This window comes from Microbulbifer mixtoriginis (SeqCode), assembly GCF_052466715.1.
Window position 1 is genome coordinate 2,077,495 of record NZ_CP174288.1, and the last position, 18,047, is coordinate 2,095,541.

At 49.4% G+C, this 18,047-nt stretch carries 16 protein-coding genes; 9 read left to right on the top strand and 7 right to left on the bottom strand.

Annotated elements, in window-relative coordinates:
- Positions 1-328: 328 nt before the first annotated feature.
- From arsJ to ACJJH9_RS09220, 6 genes are all read right to left on the bottom strand, one after another.
- Positions 329-1,576, bottom strand: coding sequence for an organoarsenical effux MFS transporter ArsJ (arsJ, locus tag ACJJH9_RS09195; RefSeq protein ID WP_444925021.1), 1,248 nt, complete (start codon positions 1,574-1,576; stop codon positions 329-331).
- 98 nt (positions 1,577-1,674) lie between these two features.
- Positions 1,675-2,670: an ArsJ-associated glyceraldehyde-3-phosphate dehydrogenase gene (locus tag ACJJH9_RS09200; protein WP_444925022.1), complete on the bottom strand. Its 996-nt coding sequence runs from the start codon at positions 2,668-2,670 to the stop codon at positions 1,675-1,677.
- A 108-nt stretch (positions 2,671-2,778) separates the two neighbouring features.
- A complete protein-coding gene (locus ACJJH9_RS09205) occupies positions 2,779-3,123 on the bottom strand; it encodes a metalloregulator ArsR/SmtB family transcription factor (protein ID WP_252085865.1) in 345 nt (114 codons plus the stop codon).
- Positions 3,124-3,142: 19 nt separating this feature from the next.
- Positions 3,143-3,562: an arsenate reductase ArsC gene (locus tag ACJJH9_RS09210; RefSeq protein WP_252085866.1), complete on the bottom strand. Its 420-nt coding sequence runs from the start codon at positions 3,560-3,562 to the stop codon at positions 3,143-3,145.
- 111 nt (positions 3,563-3,673) lie between these two features.
- Positions 3,674-4,489, bottom strand: coding sequence for an exodeoxyribonuclease III (gene xthA / locus ACJJH9_RS09215; RefSeq protein WP_444925023.1), 816 nt, complete (start codon positions 4,487-4,489; stop codon positions 3,674-3,676).
- Positions 4,490-4,582: 93 nt separating this feature from the next.
- A complete protein-coding gene (locus tag ACJJH9_RS09220) occupies positions 4,583-6,682 on the bottom strand; it encodes a carboxy terminal-processing peptidase (RefSeq protein ID WP_252085868.1) in 2,100 nt (699 codons plus the stop codon).
- A gap of 815 nt (positions 6,683-7,497) precedes the next feature.
- On the opposite strand from ACJJH9_RS09220, the gene ACJJH9_RS09225 reads away from it, so the two are divergent.
- A complete protein-coding gene (locus tag ACJJH9_RS09225; protein WP_444904709.1) occupies positions 7,498-8,157 on the top strand; it encodes a tRNA-dependent cyclodipeptide synthase in 660 nt (219 codons plus the stop codon).
- Between the two features lie 173 nt (positions 8,158-8,330).
- Here the strand turns inward: ACJJH9_RS09225 and ACJJH9_RS09230 are convergent, their stop codons facing one another.
- Positions 8,331-8,873: a lipocalin family protein gene (locus ACJJH9_RS09230; protein WP_252085870.1), complete on the bottom strand. Its 543-nt coding sequence runs from the start codon at positions 8,871-8,873 to the stop codon at positions 8,331-8,333.
- A 616-nt stretch (positions 8,874-9,489) separates the two neighbouring features.
- Between ACJJH9_RS09230 and ACJJH9_RS09235 the strand changes: the two genes are divergently transcribed.
- The 8 genes from ACJJH9_RS09235 (at position 9,490) to ACJJH9_RS09270 (ending at position 17,868) form a co-directional block, all read left to right on the top strand.
- Positions 9,490-10,746, top strand: a complete 1,257-nt coding sequence (locus ACJJH9_RS09235) for an FAD-dependent oxidoreductase (RefSeq protein ID WP_444925024.1) — start codon at positions 9,490-9,492, stop codon at positions 10,744-10,746.
- 275 nt (positions 10,747-11,021) lie between these two features.
- Entirely contained in the window at positions 11,022-12,191 is a 1,170-nt protein-coding gene (locus ACJJH9_RS09240) for a Gfo/Idh/MocA family protein (protein WP_444925025.1), read from the top strand.
- Positions 12,192-12,413: 222 nt separating this feature from the next.
- A complete protein-coding gene (locus ACJJH9_RS09245; RefSeq protein ID WP_444925026.1) occupies positions 12,414-13,475 on the top strand; it encodes a sugar phosphate isomerase/epimerase family protein in 1,062 nt (353 codons plus the stop codon).
- A 56-nt stretch (positions 13,476-13,531) separates the two neighbouring features.
- Entirely contained in the window at positions 13,532-14,854 is a 1,323-nt protein-coding gene (locus tag ACJJH9_RS09250; RefSeq protein ID WP_444925027.1) for an MFS transporter, read from the top strand.
- A 56-nt stretch (positions 14,855-14,910) separates the two neighbouring features.
- Positions 14,911-15,921 (top strand): LacI family DNA-binding transcriptional regulator, encoded by a 1,011-nt coding sequence (locus ACJJH9_RS09255; RefSeq protein ID WP_444884951.1) that lies wholly within the window; start codon positions 14,911-14,913, stop codon positions 15,919-15,921.
- 78 nt (positions 15,922-15,999) lie between these two features.
- On the top strand, positions 16,000-16,713 hold the full coding sequence (locus ACJJH9_RS09260) for a 3-keto-disaccharide hydrolase (protein WP_444925028.1): 714 nt from the start codon (positions 16,000-16,002) through the stop codon (positions 16,711-16,713).
- Between the two features lie 4 nt (positions 16,714-16,717).
- The gene (tatA, locus tag ACJJH9_RS09265; RefSeq protein ID WP_152453619.1) at positions 16,718-16,936 is read left to right on the top strand and encodes a twin-arginine translocase TatA/TatE family subunit; all 219 of its coding nucleotides are present in this window, start codon (positions 16,718-16,720) and stop codon (positions 16,934-16,936) included.
- Positions 16,933-17,868, top strand: a complete 936-nt coding sequence (locus tag ACJJH9_RS09270) for a sugar phosphate isomerase/epimerase family protein (RefSeq protein WP_444925029.1) — start codon at positions 16,933-16,935, stop codon at positions 17,866-17,868. The genes tatA and ACJJH9_RS09270 overlap by 4 nt, the downstream gene beginning before the upstream one ends.
- The last annotated feature ends 179 nt before the right edge of the window (positions 17,869-18,047 follow it).

Sequence of the window (18,047 nt, forward strand, 5' to 3'; positions counted from 1 at the left end):
ACCCCGCCAAGATTTTATCCAGGTGTATTGGCAGAATTTGATGCCAATTTGGCATAGAAATTTGGCGCTCGGTTTTCTAATCTTCTGCCTATGACAATGTACCCATCCATAGAGATGGCCTGATAGTTTGGAGTCTAGGTAATAACCGGTATGGTCGTTTACTGCGGGTCCTAAGTGGTAGCTTATGTGTAGTCGTTTATCTTGGATATTGTGGTCCGGAGCTCTCTTGTTATTGGCTGGCTGTGATCCCCCCGGGGAATTCCACCCCATAGCGAGGGTGGAACCATTGGTCATACTTTCAATTGAAAGCCTCTAATCAGCTATCTGATTAAGTTACTGCATTGATCATCGGGTTGTCTTCTTCGTTGTGTTTTGGCAATGCAAGCGAAATGAAGGTTGCCAAAAACAGCAAGCACGTGGATACCAACAGGCAAGCTTGTAAACCGGCAATCTGGAAAATCCAGCCCGACAACAGAGTTCCGGTAAGGCGGCCCAGAGCGTTTGCCATGTAGTAAAACCCCACATCCATAGAAACGCCATCTTCTCTGGCATAAGCGACGATCAAGTAGCTGTGCACAGAAGAGTTCACTGCAAATAACACAGCGAATACCATGAGGCCCAACAAAATGCTGAGTTGAGGGTGGAAGCCGATATAGAGTGAGAAGGCAATCAGCGCAGGTATCAGAGTTAATGCGCAGCCCCACAATAGGGCCGTTCGCCCATCAGGCAGTGCCGAAGAAAAACTTCCAGTGATCCTTGGGGCAAAGGCTTGTGCTGCGCCATAACCGATGATCCAGCAGGCTAGGAATGCACCGACTTGCCAGTGGCCCCAGTCGAATTGGCTCGCCAGGAAAACGGGCAGGGCGATTACAAACCAAACATCACGAGATGCAAAAAGGAACAGTCTTGCTGCCGCAAGGATATTCACCGGGCGACTCTTAGAAAATACATCTTGAAAGCGGGCTTTCACCTTTGCTTTGCCCAAGTCTTTTCGTAAAAATTTCTTACTCAATAGCAATACTGAGGCGAGAGCGACTGCCATTGCGAATATAGCCCCACGAAATTCCAGTAATGCCAGTAGGCCTCCCCCCATAAAGAACCCAATGCCTTTCAGGGCATTCTTGGAGCCCGTCAGTAGTGCAATCCAGCGATAAAGAGTTCCTTGGGTATTGTCGTCAGGTAGTAAAAGCTTGATTGAGCTTTTCGCGCTCATCTTGTTTAGGTCTTTGGCTATGCCAGATATTCCCTGAGCGGCCATAACCAAAGGCACACTGAGATAGCTGGAAGGGACTAATAACATAGCTAAAGCGCAAATCTGTAATGCCAGACCAATATTCATGGTGCGATTAAGGCCTAGCCGGGCACCGAGCCATCCGCCCACCAAATTGGTGACCACTCCAAAAAATTCATAGAAAAGAAACAGTAGGGCTATTTCGAGAGGGGTGTACCCGAGGGTATGGAAATGCAGAAGCACCAGCATGCGCAGTGCGCCATCGGTTAGAGTAAAAGACCAATAGTTACCAGTCACCAATAAATATTGGCGTACCGAGGGCGAAAGGGTGGAGAAAAACTGCATGGGTTTTGGCTCTAACTACTAGGGGCTCCTGGCCTGAAGATCAGGCCAGCCCCGCGGGTATTTATCAGTTTTTTATTGGTGGGATCTAAGACATTGGCTTATCCAATCAGGCGAGCCAGCTCTGCAGTACGGTTGGCATAGCCCCACTCGTTGTCATACCAGGTATAAATTTTCACTTGAGTGCCATTGACCACCATGGTGGACAGTGCATCAACAATGCTGGAACGTGGGTCGGTTTTGTAATCCACAGATACCAGAGGACGTTCCTCATAACCGAGAATATTTTTCAGCTCGCCCTCTGCTGCGGTTTTCAGTAGGTTATTAACTTCATCCACAGTTGTTTCCCGTTCTACTTCGAAAACACAATCCGTCAGGGAGGCATTGGCCAGCGGGACTCGTACGGCATGGCCGTTCAGCTTGCCAGTCAACTCTGGGAAGATGGCGGTGATTGCTGTGGCTGAGCCGGTAGTAGTGGGTATCAGACTGGCTCCACAGGCCCTTGCGCGGCGCAGATCTGAATGGGGCGCATCAAGGATTGTCTGGGTATTAGTGATATCGTGGATAGTAGTGATAGAGCCATGCTTGATGCCCAGTTTTTCATGTATCACTTTTACCACCGGGGCCAAACAGTTAGTGGTGCAGGAGGCTGCAGTAACAACTTGATGCTTGGCTGGATCATAAATGTGCTGATTCACCCCCAAAACAATATTTGGTACCCCGTCTTCTTTTACGGGAGCCGAAACCAGCACACGCTTTACCCCCTGCTTTAAATAGCCCTCCAATTGCGCGCTAGTCTTCATTTTCCCAGAGGCTTCAATAACCAGGTCGCAAGCACTCCAGTCTGTGTCGGCAATGGCGAGATTATGGCTACAACTTATTTCCTGGCCAGCAACCGTAATTGTGTTGTCCTTAGCTTCTGCATAATGCTGCCAACGCCCGTGTACCGAATCAAAATTCAGTAAATGAGCAAGGGTGGAAGCGTCTCCAGCGGGGTCATTGATTTGCACAAACTCCAATTCTGGCCAGTCCCAGGCTGCGCGCAGCACAAGCCGACCGATTCGACCAAATCCATTGATTCCGACTTTGATAGCCATGTTGTAACTCCTGAGTAATCTGAATATATGAAAAATCGTATATATCCAGGTAAATTTTTTCAGCGACTTAGTGATATTACTTGCCAGCAAAATACCTACGGCCGTGACTTAGCAGCATAGGCTAGCTCTTTGGGGCCTATCTCCCATTAGGATCAAGTTGCGAAGATCTTCGGCAATAAAGTGCTGATTTGCCTGCAAAGTGTCTTGAAGGATTGATTTGGCCCAGCTGCCCAGTTCAGGGTTGATGCGGTAAAAGATCCACTGTCCCTGGCGGCGGTCCCGCAATAAATCAGCGCCGCGGAGTAGGGCTAAGTGCCGAGATATTTTGGGTTGGCTCAAACCCATAGCAGCAGTGAGCTCGCACACGCAAAGTTCTCCCTCGTGGGCGATCAGTAGAAGCGTACGCAGGCGGGTATCGTCTGCCAGGCACTTGTAGAACTGAACTGGGTTCAAGGCTTACCCCAAATCTTGTTTATGCCGCTTTAGCGGCCTTGTTATACACCAGTACAAAAAGTTTGATGCGGGTACTCAGTTCCAACACTGTTGTGTAAAAGGGTTTGAAGCAATGCCGACTGGCAGGGTCTTCAAAATTCCATGAGATCAATTTTCCGTGCCCAGCGGCAGGCACATATTCATTGTGGCTTTTATCACATAAGGTAATGACTAAATCAAAATCCCGGTCAGCTACCTCTTGTAAACTCTTGGAATAGAGCCCTTTGATCGGGATACCAAAACGTTGGAGAGCCTTGATGGCACGAACGTCCACCGGGGTGGGGTCTGTCCCTGCACTTGAAACCTCGAAGAACTCTCCCCCATAGTTACGCAGTAAAGCCTCAGCTATTAATGAACGAGCCGAATTCCCCGAGCAGACAAACAAAATCTGCCTCTTCATAAATTGCTCCCGAACGGTAAACCGTCCGACTTAGTCCGCATTATATATGGAAAAACGAATATTCAAAGGACCAAAAAAACCGGGAGCAGATCCCGGTTATTCACTAAATGCTTAGAGCTTGAACTCTGCCCAGACCGGCGCATGGTCTGAGGGGCGCTCCATAGCGCGGATATCATAATCTACCCCTGTGGCCACACAATGTTCCATCAGAGGGCTTGTGGCCATAATCAAGTCGATCCGCAGCCCACGCTTGGGCTCGCGGTCAAAACCCTTACTGCGATAGTCAAACCAGCTAAATACATCATCTGTATCAGGATTCATCGCACGGAAAGTATCCGCCAAGCCCCAGGCCTCAATTTTCTGCAGCCATTCGCGCTCTTCTGGAAGGAAGCTGCACTTGCCGTCGCGCAGCCAGCGCTTGCGATTGGGCTCGCCGATACCGATATCTTGATCACTCGGAGAGATGTTCATGTCGCCAATAACCAGCACCGGGGCTTCGGGATCGCAGGTGGTTTGTAGATAGGTATCAAGGTCAGCGTAGTACTTTTGCTTCGCCGGGAATTTTACTGGGTGTTCACGATTCTCGCCCTGGGGAAAGTAGCCGTTGATGACGGTGAGAGGTTTACTGCCGCCAATATCGAACTTTCCCATGACCATACGGCGCTGGGCGTTATCGTCGTCGGTAGGAAAGCCATATTCGCGATCGATAAATGGTAGGCGTGCGAGCAGGGCAACACCGTAGTGTGTTTTTTGGCCAAAATAGATTAGCTCGTAACCCAGGTCGCGAATGGCATCTACAGGAAAGTCTTCATCGGTAACCTTGGTTTCCTGAAGACCAATGATATCGGGTTGATGGCTATCTACCAGAGCCTGCATTTGGTGCAGGCGAGTGCGAATACTGTTGACGTTAAAGGAAACGACTTTCATTTCTTCCCCCAAATGAAAAAGGTCGGGCAAGCCCGACCTAATTGTTTACTGTGCGCATGGGTGCACTTGGCACACCCAAAGGGCATCACATCTTTAGAAATTGGCGACTTGCGGCGGTGCCTTGCTGGCTTTGTCAGCCAGTCCAATAAAGTCCGCCATTATATAGCCCGCTTCGTTCAAGATTGGATCTTTTTCCAATTTGATTTCCACAGGGCCACCAATAGTTGCCACTTCTTCAGACTCACTCTCTTCATAAGCCTCGAAATCCTTGTAGGGTTCAAGCCCTTTTGCTTCGCGACGGCGGTTCTCCATGGAGAGCAGGCGCTGGTTCACGTTTTCACGTTCTTGCTCTCGCATTACCTCATTAAGGGAGAGATGCTTTCTGTCGGCGCGTTCGCTCTCAAACTTGAATTGATCGCGCAGGAATATGAAGTCCGGATCTGATGCTGTGCGCTTATTGTGCTTAGTGAGCAGATTAGGAATCAGAGTCTTCAGATTAAAGTACTTGGCGTGTGGTACGGCGTGGATACGGTCCCAGGGCAGGGCGGTATCGTAAGCGCTTTCACCAACACTCTCCGCATCAATAAGTTGCGGCATGGGGATATCGGGTTTCACGCCCGCGTGCTGGGTGCTATCACCGGATACGCGGTAGAACTTGGACTGGGTAATTTTTAACTGGCCTTCTTTCAGGGGCGCCATGGTTTGCACGGTGCCTTTACCAAAAGATTGATTGCCAACAACCAAGCCGCGGTTGTAGTCCTGGATGGCGCCGGCGAAAATCTCGGAAGCTGATGCCGAGAGGCGGTTAATCAATACCATCAGCGGGCCGCGATACATTGCGCGAGAGCGAGAGCGGTTGTGCCGTGAAATCTGCTCATTAGCGTGGCGGATTTGGACTACTGGACCCTGATCGATAAACAGGTCGGTCAACATGGTGGCTTCCTGTAGGGAGCCGCCGCCATTGTTGCGTAGATCCAGAATGATACCGTCTACCTTTTCCTCTTTCAGTTCGCTGAGCAATCTAGCCACATCGCGGGTAGTACTCTTGTAATTGGGGTCGCGGCGACGGTAGGCGTCAAAGTCTATATAGAAGGTCGGCAAGTTGATTACACCGATCTTGTAGCTCTTCTTACCATCTGAAAATTCGAATACGGCCTTCTTGGCAGCCTGATCCTCAAGCTTCACTTTACTGCGCTTGATCAGGATGGTCTTGTGGGTGCCGTCGCCGCCGGTGGGAATAGTTTCCAGGCGAACGAAGGTGCCGGCCTTACCGCGGATTAGATCCACCACGTCATCCAGCCGCCAGCCGACGACATCGACCATTTCACCATCTTTATCCTGGCCGACCCCTACAATCTTGTCGTTAGGCTTGATCTTACCGGTGCGGTCAGCAGGACCACCCGCTACCAATCGGGCAACCTTGGTGTATTCCTCATCCCCCTGCAGCACGGCACCGATGCCCTCCAGAGACAACGACATACTCATGTTGAAGTTTTCCAGGGAGCGTGGGGACAGATAGTTACTGTGGGGATCATAGAGGCGAGTCAACGAGTTCATATAGAGCTCGAATACGTCATTGCTGTTTTGCTGCTCAAGGCGCTTCTTTTGACCTTTATAGCGGCGTTCCAGCAAATCGCGAATATCCTCATCCTCTTTACCTGTGAGCCTCAGGTTTAAGACGCTGCTCTTTAGGCGCTTACGCCAAAGATCATCGGCATCACTGATGGAGGTAGGCCACTGACTCTCCTCACGGTCGAGTTCGAGGGATTCATCGCGATCGAAATCGAAAGCGGGCAAGCCTTTTTCGAGCTGGGATAGGATATTGTCCAACCGATCGCCCATACGCAGGCGGAAACGGTTATAAATCTCAAAGCCTGCTTTGACATCGCCAGCGCGTAGCTGGTCATCCAGCTTGGTTTGCCATTCGCGGAACTCATTGATGTCTGAGGCGAGGAAGTAGCTTTTGGTGGGATCTAGAGCATCAATGTACTCGTCCCAAAGGTCTTCCGACATTTCGTCTCCGACCTTGATTTTGTTGTAGTGCAGCATTTCTAGCTTGCCGACAATCTCCCTGGCAGTGCTGCCCTGGTCCTTTTCAGGAGCCAGAGGCTCGGTCTCTGCCAGAGCGGTTGTGGAAAGCAGGCCAATGACCAAGAAGCCGGAAAATAGAGCGGCGATCCGATTGGTAAGCATAGGGAGTCTCTTTATACGTCCTACTTCATAGGCGACCAGCCTTTATGGCTTAGCGACCTATAGCTTAGGACAAGTATAAAGGCTGAAAGCTCCGAAGGGCATGAAATACCTCCAATCAGAGATGGATCTTTTCCACATTAGGCACATTTAGCAAAATAGAGTTTCCTACTATCCATTATTTAGGGCATTTGGTCTCAAATGGAGGCGGTTGGCACGGCTCGGTTTTGATGATTTTTACGTCTGAAGAGCATTTTTGACCAGCTAGTCGAGCATAGAGTGATTGAGTGCCGGGAAAATGGGTACCGCTAAAAAGAAAAGGAATTGAGTTGATACACCCGCTGTTTTAAGAGCCCCCTAACAGTTCCGGGATGTCTTTAGTGTTCTGAGTGGTTCGGGTGAAAGTGCAGCTTCGCAAGGATATCTAGCCCTCAGAATGAAATCGCAACACAGAGTGAACTGCTCTAAAAGACTTACAGGAAGGGCCCCTAAGGCCGAATTTTCTTTTACGGCGAGCGGTGCCAAGCAGCGGCAATCCTCAAGTCCCGCAGAGTCATTCTGAATTAGTTCAGAGGCCTTTTAAATGCGTACTGCTTCAACGTGGCTTAACGGTCACGCCCGAGGGCTCAATTAATGGGATTGGTTACCGATTATTTATATCTAAGACATATGTATTGATATTGAAGGTAACCATCTAGGCGAGAGTTAATTGCGGTTCAGGTCAACCTTTTCTGCTTAATACTGCTCATTATTCCCGGTAAAAATGTTGCACTGAATCGATCTACTGGCTCCCCAGTGCTGTTCCATGGAGTTGTAGGATGAAGGTTGAATTTGCAACGTCGCGTTCACAAGAAATCTATGAGATGGCTGACCTAGCGGTAATAGGTGTAAGTCCTTTCAACAGCTACTTCTCCGAGGGGCAGATTGCTCGGCTTGCAAAGTGGGCGCAAAGTCACTTTAAGCGAGTCATGTTTTTTATTCCCGATAATGCTGCTGAATATACACAGATCGCACTTGGCTATGAGGAAGAGAAGGCGAGAAAAAGAGCTCGACGACAGTGCCACTATCTGCATAACAAGGTCTATCGCGCTTCGGGCTCGTGTGCTGTAGACAGTGAATTGGTTGACTCCGAGTGGTTGAAACAATCTGAGCTCTATTCTCGCTGGCTCTATCAGTTTGAGCAGGAGTTTCACTTGAATGATGGTTTCCGCGAGGGTTGCTTGGAGGCTAGTAGATGGGTGCTGGAGCACCATCTTGCAGAAGAAGAAGTTACTGTCGAGATGGTTTCAATAGCAGTGAGATATCTTTTGGCGGAGTTGCCGGTGATTTTGCATTCTGCAGATATCGTGGGTACAGATTCCTCATGTTTCTGCTATCACAGCTGTCCCAGATATTTAGATGACCTTTTTCACGAGAGTGGCCAAGAGGCTGCGGGAGAGAGAAATGGTTATGTGATTGTGAGAAATGACGGTGAGTAATAGTAGGCGCTATGGCCTGCGAATGTGGTGTGAAAGGACACAGCTAAGCTATAAAATACATTAACAAATAGATGTAACACACTGATATATATGTATTTTGTAGAATTTAATGTAAATTCTAACTTTCAGAGGGCGAGTGAAGCAAAAGCTCCGCTCGCCTTTGGTTCATTGGGTTAATTTGGTAGCTGCTTGGTCATTATGATGTGGTCGATATTGTAACCGTGCTTAGTGACAGCCAATTCAAGCAGCTCATCTACAATGGCCTCATCCAGTTGTGGAGTTCGACTTAGAAGATAAAGGCTGCTGCGATCGGGGTCGCCCACGAGAGACCATTGATATGCTGGGTCTAGCTCTAGAACCCAGTAGTTACCATTGGTTTTCCCATCGAAGAATGAAACCGCAAGTTTGCTATTCGTATCATCTAAAGGGGTAGCGGTACCTTGCACGCTGATGGGAAAACCGTACTTTGGGTGTAGGATTCGGCAAAAGTTGAAAACACTGAGTGTGCCATCATCGTTGAGACCGTAGTCTGCCGTGACTGCTGTACAGGCAGGCTGGAAGATCTGTGGCAGTCGGGCTATTTCATACCACTTGCCAACGTACTGATAGACGTCCACGTAGGGGACCGTCTCAAGCTCAGATTCATTATCAGCCCAAGAGAGCTGCCCTCCAAAAGCCAATAGAAGAACCCCCAAACCTTTTACCAAACCCTTCATATTCACATTTCCTTGTCATTGGATTGAATTACTTTCCACCGTACCAATTGTGCGATGGCCAACTCTTTACGGGAGGTAAGCTGGAACGGATTAACCAATTGTCCGTTTGGGGCAAAGTTTCACAATAACTTCAAGAATGGCCAGGAGTGCCCGTTGAATTTAGGCCAATCGATTGACAAAAAAGGCAATCTTGACTAACTGCCTTTCCATTAGCGCAGTAGCAAGGGAGCAACAGTGAGCAAAACGCCATCACTATCGGCCGTAGTTACATTGACATGGGCGGTTAGCTGGAGAGCAATCCTTCTCAACCTTCCAATTTACATGCCGTTTTCCGTTCTACATAAACTGGGCTATGAGTTTCCAATCTGGTTTTGGTACCTTCTTTGTATCGTGGGTGGGTTTTTGTCTTATGTTCTTGCATTTTGGTGGCTCTTCTCGCGAGGTTACGGCGCCCCAAATCTCGGGAAATTGAAAATAGTTGAATAAAAAAAACAGCAACAAGCAGGTATCAAACAAGATAGATTGAGGTTGTTTTTCCGGCATCGTCGCAAATTCATTGTGGCAACTAGGGCTGATAACTACTCCAATCATGCCAAACCATTAAGCAGGCCATCCTATGTCACAGGAAATTCCCGTTGATGTACTGATCCTAGGAGGTGGTATTCAGGGGGTAACCCTGATGAGAGAGCTGATACCAGAGTACTCGGTGGTACTGGTCGACGATGAGTTCGGTGACGCCGAGTCTCTACATTTCCACGGTTATTTCTCTTCCGGCTGGAATGCGGCTAACCCCCAAGCTGCTGAAATTTACCGATGTGCCGCGCAGCGCTGGCACAAAGAACTTGCAACTAGCGGCGTGAATAGTCGCATAACAGATTTCCATGCAGCACTGACTCCGGACTTTCTAAACACTGTTGAAGATAACTGGGCCACAGCGGCTATTCCCTTTGAGGAAGTTGAGTTGCCCGAGATCTTTGATCCGGATAATTTGCCATCAAATCGCAGGTTCAGATTTTCTGATGATCTTATTTTTGATGGAGCTGCAGCCTATCGCAGTGTGAGCGAACCTTTGAGGAAGCAAATCTATCGTGGGAGGTTGGCCTCGTTTCAGCTTGGGGGGGCAGGGATTGAGCAAGTAACTCTGGATATGGATGGTCGCTCGTGTGAGTTAAAACCAGAGCTGGTGATTTCTGCCTGTGGTGCGGGGAATGCTGAAGTAATTCGGCACTTGGGTGTGGCAGAGGAGCAGATACAAAATGCCCAGTTAGTAAGACCTCTGCATATGCTCTTAGCCCGCGGCCCCAATATCCCGCCAGTTTCAGCTTTGTTGATCGACTTGGTGGTGATGTACCACCCGCTGGAGGATGGGGAAGGGCTCTGGATTCTTACGCTTAACCCAGAAGTTCCCAGGTTCAAGGCGGGTGTTGTCGATATGTGTATCCCGCCAGAAATAGATAATGATCTACTTTGTGCATCTTTTGAGCGCCTTTCCAGCGCGATGGTGGCTTTTGAGGCTTGGGCGCAGGGCTGCCAGTGGTCGGTATATGCAGGCTGGAAAACAGATGCACCGGGACCAGATGGTGATCTATTAGTGCACTTGGATTATCCCACTCCATACCAACTGGATGATTATGGCGTGAAAAATTTTCTCGCGGTATGGCCAAACCATTGGGGATTGGCTGCTAATGTCGCCGATGATGCTGGAAACTGGGTGCGTACCAAGCTCAAAAGCTGTCACCCCCAGCCGGGCGCCGATAGTGGATTATCTCCAGGCTCGGGGGTTGGCCATCCCATAGAAAATAAGTGGCAGAGCGACAAGCTCAATTGGCTGTGCTGGGAAGATTTCGCTCGAAAAGTAGGCTATCACCGTTAACTTTAACCTCTTCGGGTTAATCAATTTGATTGGTTTCTGTTCGGTGTGGATATAAATACATCGCTCTAAGAGGCAAAATAAACGTCATGCAATGAAACTGTTGCTTGCAACGGTGAGTTTTTTCTGTATCTTAAAAACAAAATGTAACCGGTTACATTTTGCTGCAAGGGTCCGTGAAAGAAGAAATGGACCAATAGCGAGGCAAGATACTTGGCCGGATAGAGATTCAAAATAATAAGAACCTGGTTGCCAGAGGCAGCTATACGGGAAGTGGTATGGGAAAAAAAATAAGAATGGGCATGGTCGGTGGTGGAGAGGGTGCCTTTATTGGTGCTATCCATCGTATGGCAGCTTCCCTCGACGGTGAGATAGCGCTGGTGGCGGGATGTTTTAGCAGTAATCCCGAGCGTGGCCGTAGCAGTGGAGAGAAGTTGGGCCTCAACCCAGAGCGCGTTTACCAGAGTTATGAGCAGATGTTCCTGGAGGAATCCCAGCGTCCTGTTGATGAGCGCATAGAGTTTGTCTCTGTAGTAACTCCCAATGATTTACATCTCCCAGTTTCTATTGCCGCACTGCGAGCGGGGTTTCATGTTCTTTCTGATAAGCCAGCCGCTTGCACACTTGAGGAAACCCTTGCGCTCAAAAACGAGGTCGTACGGAGCGGCCATCTCTATGGTTTGACTCATACCTATGCGGCTTATCCACTTGCGACACAGGCCAGGGCAATCTTAGCCAGGGGAGAGCTAGGGCAAGTCCGCCGGGTAACTGTTGCCTACCCACAAGGCTGGCTGGCATTGGCTGGCGACTCCAGCGGAAGTAAACAAGCCAGTTGGCGGACAGATCCCGCACGCTCGGGAGAAAGCGGCTGTTTTGCCGACATTGGTACCCATGCCCACCACTTGGTCGAATTCTTTACCGGTCAGCGTATCTCTGAGGTCTGTGCGGACTTGCAATCAATAGTCGACCAAAGGGCTCTGGATGATGATGGTGCGGCGCTATTTAAATTAGATCAGGGTGCGCGCGGCACCCTGACAGCCAGCCAAGTCTGTGGTGGGGAAGGGAATAACCTGAATATCAGCGTTTATTGCGAACATGGCTCGCTGTTCTGGGAGCAGGAATCTCCCAATCAATTGCAGTTAAAGCGCAGAGGGGAGCCAGTGGCCCTTTTGAAGGCTGGTGCAGACTGTGGATACCTGGATGACGAGGTCCGAGCTCTTTGTCGAACCCCGCAGGGGCATCCTGAAGGTTATATAGAAGCCTTTGCGAATATTTACCGCGACTTTGCTGCCCAGGTTAGATGCTGCCGGCAAGAACAACCCATTAAAGAAAGTTCTGTCGTGGGGGATATTGATGCGGGTGTCCGTGCTATGGCATTTGTGCGCGGTGCATTGGAAAGCAGCCGTGCGAGTTCTTCTTGGGTGGCGCTGTCGCCATATTGGGAATAAGCAGCTAAATCGTATTGATTCATTTTCAAATAATTTAGGAACCTCTGGCAGGGTGGAAGTCCGGCAGTTAGTACGGCACAGGGAGGTGTCGATGTCGGCCCAGTGCCAGTCCGCTTTTGGAAAGACAGCATTGTGCTTTTCAAAAGAAGCAAGCTGATCACCCAGGAAGGATTGATTGCTTGCAGAGGTAAATAAGTACAGCAGTAAAAAGGATAAGAATAAATGAAGGCACCCAGAATTCAGGGGCCCGGGATATTTCTCGCCCAGTTCCTCCCTCCGAGCGACCAACCGGCTTCACTGGAGTCTATGGCCTGCTGGGCATCGGATCTGGGTTATAAAGGCATTCAGGTTCCCACTTGGGACAAGCGCATCTTTGATCTGGAATTAGCCAGCAGTAGCCAGGCTTACTGTGACGATATTTTGGGAATCTGTGAGAAGGCGGGAGTAGAAATCTCAGAACTGTCCACGCATTTGCAGGGCCAGCTGGTTGCAGCGCATCCAGCATATAAAGAGATGCTGGATATTTTTTCCCCAGAGGAAGTGCGGGGCAACTTGCCAGCCCGCGCCGAGTGGGCGAGCAATCAACTGATGTTGGCTGCTCGTGCCAGTGCCAATCTAAAGCTTAAGTCGCACGCTACATTTTCTGGCGCACTACTTTGGCATACTTTTTATCCCTGGCCCCAACGCCCCGCAATGTTAGTGGAAGAGGGCTTTCACGAACTGGGCCGGCTGTGGCGCCCTATATTGGATGCGTTTGACAGTGCTGGAGTTGATGTCTGTTATGAGCTTCACCCCGGTGAAGATCTGCATGATGGGCTGACCTTTGAACGTTTTCTCTACGAAGTGGAGGACCACCCAAGAGCGAATATCCTCTATGACCCCAGCCACCTGCTTTTGCAGCAGATGGACTACTTGGCTTTTATCGATATCTATCACGAGCGAATCAAGGCGTTTCATGTGAAAGATGCTGAGTTCCATCCGAGTGGTAGGGCCGGAGTTTATGGCGGTTATGCCCCTTGGATTGACAGGCCTGGCCGTTTCCGTTCCTTAGGCGATGGTCAAGTGGACTTCCGCGGGATTTTCAGCCGCTTGACCCAATACGGTTACGACCGCTGGGCGGTACTCGAATGGGAGTGTTGTATTAAGGATCAACAACAGGGGGCCAGTGAGGGGGCACCATTTATTCGCGATCACCTGATTACCGTGGCAGGCAAGGCTTTTGATGATTTTGCTGGTGCAGAAACAGATCGCGCGCGAAATCGTCGGATTTTAGGATTGGATTAAATTTTTCCAAACCAAGTGAATAACCAATAACAATAAATCATGCGGAGACTGGATAAATGAGTACGATGATAACGCCCCAGAACAAGAGAATATTCTTGGTGGGTAATCTCTCCATTTTTATGATTGGCTTGGGCATGGCTGTGCGGACGGTGATAGCCACTAACTTGCAGGAAGATATCTATAACCATATAGACCTAGCTAACTCCACCACTATGCTCGGTGAAGCAATTGGTATTACCTTTGCTGGATTTGCTTTCACACTTCTATTTGGAAGCGCACTTGTGGACTTGGTCGGTATCAAGCGAATGTTGATGCTCTCATCTGTAGGTTATGTGTTGGGCAGTTTGCTTATTATTGCGGCATCTATGGTGACTCCTGGGGAGGGGGTAGAGAATCTGGTACTAGCTGGCCTGTTACTGACAGGCTTGGGCTGGGGTGCCGTGGAGGCAGCCAGTAATCCTATGGTTGCTGCAGTCGATCCAGAAAATAAAACGCAACGTTTAAACGTACTACATGCGTGGTGGCCTGCGGGTATTGTGGTTGGAGGGTTACTGGGGTTGTCAATCTCTGCCCTCGAGCTTCCCTGGCAGTTGAACCTTGTCGTGTTGGCACTACCGGCTGTAGTTATGGCTTGGCTTGTGGCTAAAACAGATTTCCCAGTTACTGAACGGGTTTCTTCCGGTATCAGTTATGGAGAAATGTTTAAAGAGGTATTCAAGCAGCCGATGTTTATTCTGCTATGGGTGTGTATGTGGCTGACCGCCGCAACCGAGCTGGCCCCTGGGCAGTGGGTAGACCTGACCCTATCCCGAGTAGTTGGCATGAAGGGTATCCTTATCCTTGTTTATGTCAGTATGTTGATGTTTGTGATGCGCCACTTTGCCGGACGGCTGGCAAAGAAACTGTCTCCTATCGGACTTCTATGGTTAAGCAGTCTCCTTGCCGCAATTGGGCTCTATTGCCTGGGTATGGCTAGAACGCCAGTAACTGCATTTTTGGCAGCGACTGTCTGGGGCATTGGTGTTTGTTATATGTGGCCCACTATGCTGGCCACAGTCTCCGAGCGTTTTGTGCGCGGTGGGGCATTATTTCTGGGATTGCTGGGTTTTGCCGGTGGTATGTCTATCCAATTTGTTCTGCCAAAGCTTGGCGCTATTTTTGACAATGCCAAGATTGAGGCAGCGGGGGGCTTGGAAGCCTTTGAAAAGCTGAGTGGGGATGAGTTGGATGCGGTATTGGCAACCGCTTCTGTAGAGTCATTCCAGTCATTGGCGGTAGTTCCACTTATCCTGCTCCCTATTTTTGCCTTTATTTGGCTGTGGGATCGAAGGCAAGCAGCCAGCAAATCAGAAGCAGCCGTTTCAGTGGGGAATCCATAGATGGTATCCATCTGTGCGAAAATAACCCGCTTCTAACAGGTAATTAGCAGGAAATTATGTCAAACATTCGCGAAGTTGCACGCCGCTCCGGCGTATCGGTCGCGACCGTATCCCGAGCATTGAAAGATCCGCAGATGGTCTCTCCGCGAACCAGAGAGCGGGTGCTAAAGGCTGTAGAGGAGGCGGGCTACCGGCCGAACCTCCTTGCGCGGAACTTCAGTTCGGGCAAGTCATACGCAGTGATGGTTTTGGTTCCCAATATAGCTAATCCATTTTTTTCTCGGGTCATTCGCGGGATTGAGAAAGCGGCACAGGATCAAGGCTATTCGGTGCTGCTGGGGGACACAAAAGGGGATTCCAGCAATGAGCAATTTTATGCAGGTATGGCGCTAACCAATCAAGCGGATGGTGTTATCCAGCTTGGTAGTCGCTATCCGTTTGCAGAGAAGGACGCAAACCTGGCTGCATCTGTTCCTTTGGTGAATGCCTGTGAGCGCATAGTAGAAGATGATCGTTATCCGGTGGTGGAGTTGGATAACCATGGTGCGGCCCAGGAAGTTGCGCGGCACTTGATGAAGATGGGACACCGTCGCATCGGGGTTATTACCGGGCCCTCGCAGAGCCCTATAGTGCGAGACAGGCTGTCCGGATTTTCCGAGGCGCTAAAAAAACGTGGGTTAGAACTTGATCCTGAAATGGTTGTTCATGGGGAATTCACCATGACCTCTGGGCAGAAAGGCGCAGAGACTTTGCTATCGACCCCTCATCGGCCGACTGCCATTTTTTGTATGAACGATGAGATGGCAATTGGTGCTGTGCACCAAGTGAAGAGAATGGGCCTCAGGGTGCCGGAAGATGTGTCTGTTACAGGGTTCGATAACATTGAATTCTCCCAATTCACAGATCCGCCTTTGACTACGATCAACCAGCCCGCAGAGGAGTTAGGCCGTTACGCCATGGAAACGCTGCGATTGATTATCGATGGCAAGCCATTGAAATCCAGCCGGACTATTTTGCCCTTTGAGCTGGTGGAACGGGAGAGCACAGGCCCCTGTTCGGACAAATGAGAGCCGCAGATTTCCATGGACTGTTGCCCTAAGAAGAGCGGCATTGATTAGATAACAGCGTTAGGTGTGGAGATAATAATGATGAAAAACCTTACTAAAGCCAGATCCAAACTATCCCTAGTGATTGCAGCAGCAGTGATGCTGGGTGCTGCAGGTTGCGAGCGGGTGCCCGAATCGAATGTCCAACAAGCGGACGGAGAGTGGCGTTACCTGTTTGATGGAGAAACGTTACAGGGCTGGACCGGCACAAATGGCTCACAAATTGGAGAGGCCTGGCAGGTTGTTAATGGCAATCTGGTCTTAACTGCCGGAGGGGCTGGGGATCTGGTAACAGCTGAACAATTCGAGGATTTTGAATTGCAGCTGGAGTGGAAAATTTCTGAGGGCGGCAACAGTGGCATTATTTATCGTGTCGCTGATGGAGATGCGCCAGTTTGGATGAGTGGCATGGAATACCAGGTGTTGGACAATGCTGCGTTTCCCAACCTGGAAAAGCCAAGCCACAGCGCCGGCTCAGTGTTTGATATGTATGCGCCCAGTGAAGAGAGTGTCAAACCTGCGGGGCAGTTTAACCAAACTCGTATACGCGTAGAGAACGGAAAGGTCGAACATTGGTTGAACGGCAACAAGATTGTTAGCTACGAGCTATGGTCAGAGGATTGGGGCAAGCGTTTGGCGGGCAGCAAGTTTTCGAATTATCCAGATTTCGCACGCTCTGAAAGCGGCTATATCGCTTTGCAGGATCATGGTGACAAGGTCTGGTATCGCAATATAAAAATTCGGGAGCTATAAGCTCATGGGTATTTCAGGAATCAGTCTCTGGCAAATCCTGATAGTACTGGTGCTTGCAGTTTTACTGTTTGGCAGCGGCAAGATTCGTCGTATGGGAGAAGACCTGGGGGGAGCAATCAGTGGCTTTCGCCGCTCTTTAAAGGATAACGGAGAAGAAGGCTTCTCTGCAGAATCTCCCTCAAAATCTGCTGCTGAGGTTTCCCAAATAGGAGGGCGGCAATGACTATCAATAGAAGGCGGTTTTTGGCAAATAGTGCAAGGCTGGCAGCTTTGGGGCTTGCTGCTCCCCTTATTGGGTTCAGTCGTCTTAGCCACAGCGCGGCAAGTGAACGCTTTTTCAAAATCTCTTTAGCCCAGTGGTCCCTGCATCGGCAACTGCGAAGTGGAACTCTTAAGGTTCTGGACTTTCCAGTAAAAACACGCAAAGTTTTTGGCATTGAAGCGGTTGAGTATGTCAATCAGTTCTTTAAGGATCAGGCAAAGGACTTGAAGTTTCTCGCTGCAATGAAGGCTAGAGCAGAAGACCATAATGTCCGCAGTCTGTTGATTATGGTTGATGGCGAAGGCGACCTAGGCGACCCCGATAAAGGCAAGAGAAAGCAGGCCATAGAGAACCATTACAAATGGGTCGAAGCGGCTAAGTACCTCAATTGTCACTCTGTGCGTGTCAATGCCGCAGGGCAGGGGAGTCGCGAAGAAGTCGGTAAGGCTGCTGTTGAGGGGCTGCGCGCGCTTTCGGAATTCGCCCAGGATTTTTATATTAACGTGATTGTTGAGAACCATGGTGGCTACTCATCGAATGGGGAGTGGTTGTCACAGGTCCTCCAGCGTGTAGATATGTCCAACTGTGGCAGCTTGCCGGATTTTGGAAACTTCGGAGATTACGATCGCTATTTGGGGGTTCAGCAACTGATGCCGTTCGCCCAGGGTGTTAGTGCCAAAAGCTTTGAGTTCGATTCAGCGGGAATTGAAATCAATACGGATTTTGCTCGGATGTTACGGATAATTCGCGATGCGGGTTATCGAGGCTATATCGGCATTGAGTTTGAAGGGCCGGGAGATGAGGACCATGGAATCCTGGCAACTAAGCAGCTGCTTGAGCAGCTTGGCAGGAAGGTGGAGCTGCCCGCGCAACTAAATGAAAAAAATCGATAAAATTTAGTTTCGCATGTAACCGGTTACATATTTTTAAATTCTCCAGACGTAAAAATATGTACTTTAATGTCTGTTTTCTTTAAGAAATCAGACTCCAACACTAAAAATTTTAAATTTAACTTTATTAGCGCCGAAAAAAGCAGAAAAATTTTCCAAAAATGTAACCGGTTACAGAAAAG

What these genes read in the sequence shown, in the direction of transcription:
- arsJ (WP_444925021.1), bottom strand. Translation starts at nt 1,576, where the DNA reads ATGCAGTTTTTCTCCACCCTTTCGCCCTCGGTACGCCAATATTTATTG.
- ACJJH9_RS09250 (WP_444925027.1), top strand. Translation starts at nt 13,532, where the DNA reads ATGAGTACGATGATAACGCCCCAGAACAAGAGAATATTCTTGGTGGGT.
- ACJJH9_RS09245 (WP_444925026.1), top strand. Translation starts at nt 12,414, where the DNA reads ATGAAGGCACCCAGAATTCAGGGGCCCGGGATATTTCTCGCCCAGTTC.
- ACJJH9_RS09235 (WP_444925024.1), top strand. Translation starts at nt 9,490, where the DNA reads ATGTCACAGGAAATTCCCGTTGATGTACTGATCCTAGGAGGTGGTATT.
- ACJJH9_RS09270 (WP_444925029.1), top strand. Translation starts at nt 16,933, where the DNA reads ATGACTATCAATAGAAGGCGGTTTTTGGCAAATAGTGCAAGGCTGGCA.
- xthA (WP_444925023.1), bottom strand. Translation starts at nt 4,489, where the DNA reads ATGAAAGTCGTTTCCTTTAACGTCAACAGTATTCGCACTCGCCTGCAC.
- tatA (WP_152453619.1), top strand. Translation starts at nt 16,718, where the DNA reads ATGGGTATTTCAGGAATCAGTCTCTGGCAAATCCTGATAGTACTGGTG.
- ACJJH9_RS09240 (WP_444925025.1), top strand. Translation starts at nt 11,022, where the DNA reads ATGGGAAAAAAAATAAGAATGGGCATGGTCGGTGGTGGAGAGGGTGCC.
- ACJJH9_RS09225 (WP_444904709.1), top strand. Translation starts at nt 7,498, where the DNA reads ATGAAGGTTGAATTTGCAACGTCGCGTTCACAAGAAATCTATGAGATG.
- ACJJH9_RS09260 (WP_444925028.1), top strand. Translation starts at nt 16,000, where the DNA reads ATGATGAAAAACCTTACTAAAGCCAGATCCAAACTATCCCTAGTGATT.
- ACJJH9_RS09210 (WP_252085866.1), bottom strand. Translation starts at nt 3,562, where the DNA reads ATGAAGAGGCAGATTTTGTTTGTCTGCTCGGGGAATTCGGCTCGTTCA.
- ACJJH9_RS09220 (WP_252085868.1), bottom strand. Translation starts at nt 6,682, where the DNA reads ATGCTTACCAATCGGATCGCCGCTCTATTTTCCGGCTTCTTGGTCATT.
- ACJJH9_RS09200 (WP_444925022.1), bottom strand. Translation starts at nt 2,670, where the DNA reads ATGGCTATCAAAGTCGGAATCAATGGATTTGGTCGAATCGGTCGGCTT.
- ACJJH9_RS09230 (WP_252085870.1), bottom strand. Translation starts at nt 8,873, where the DNA reads ATGAAGGGTTTGGTAAAAGGTTTGGGGGTTCTTCTATTGGCTTTTGGA.
- ACJJH9_RS09255 (WP_444884951.1), top strand. Translation starts at nt 14,911, where the DNA reads ATGTCAAACATTCGCGAAGTTGCACGCCGCTCCGGCGTATCGGTCGCG.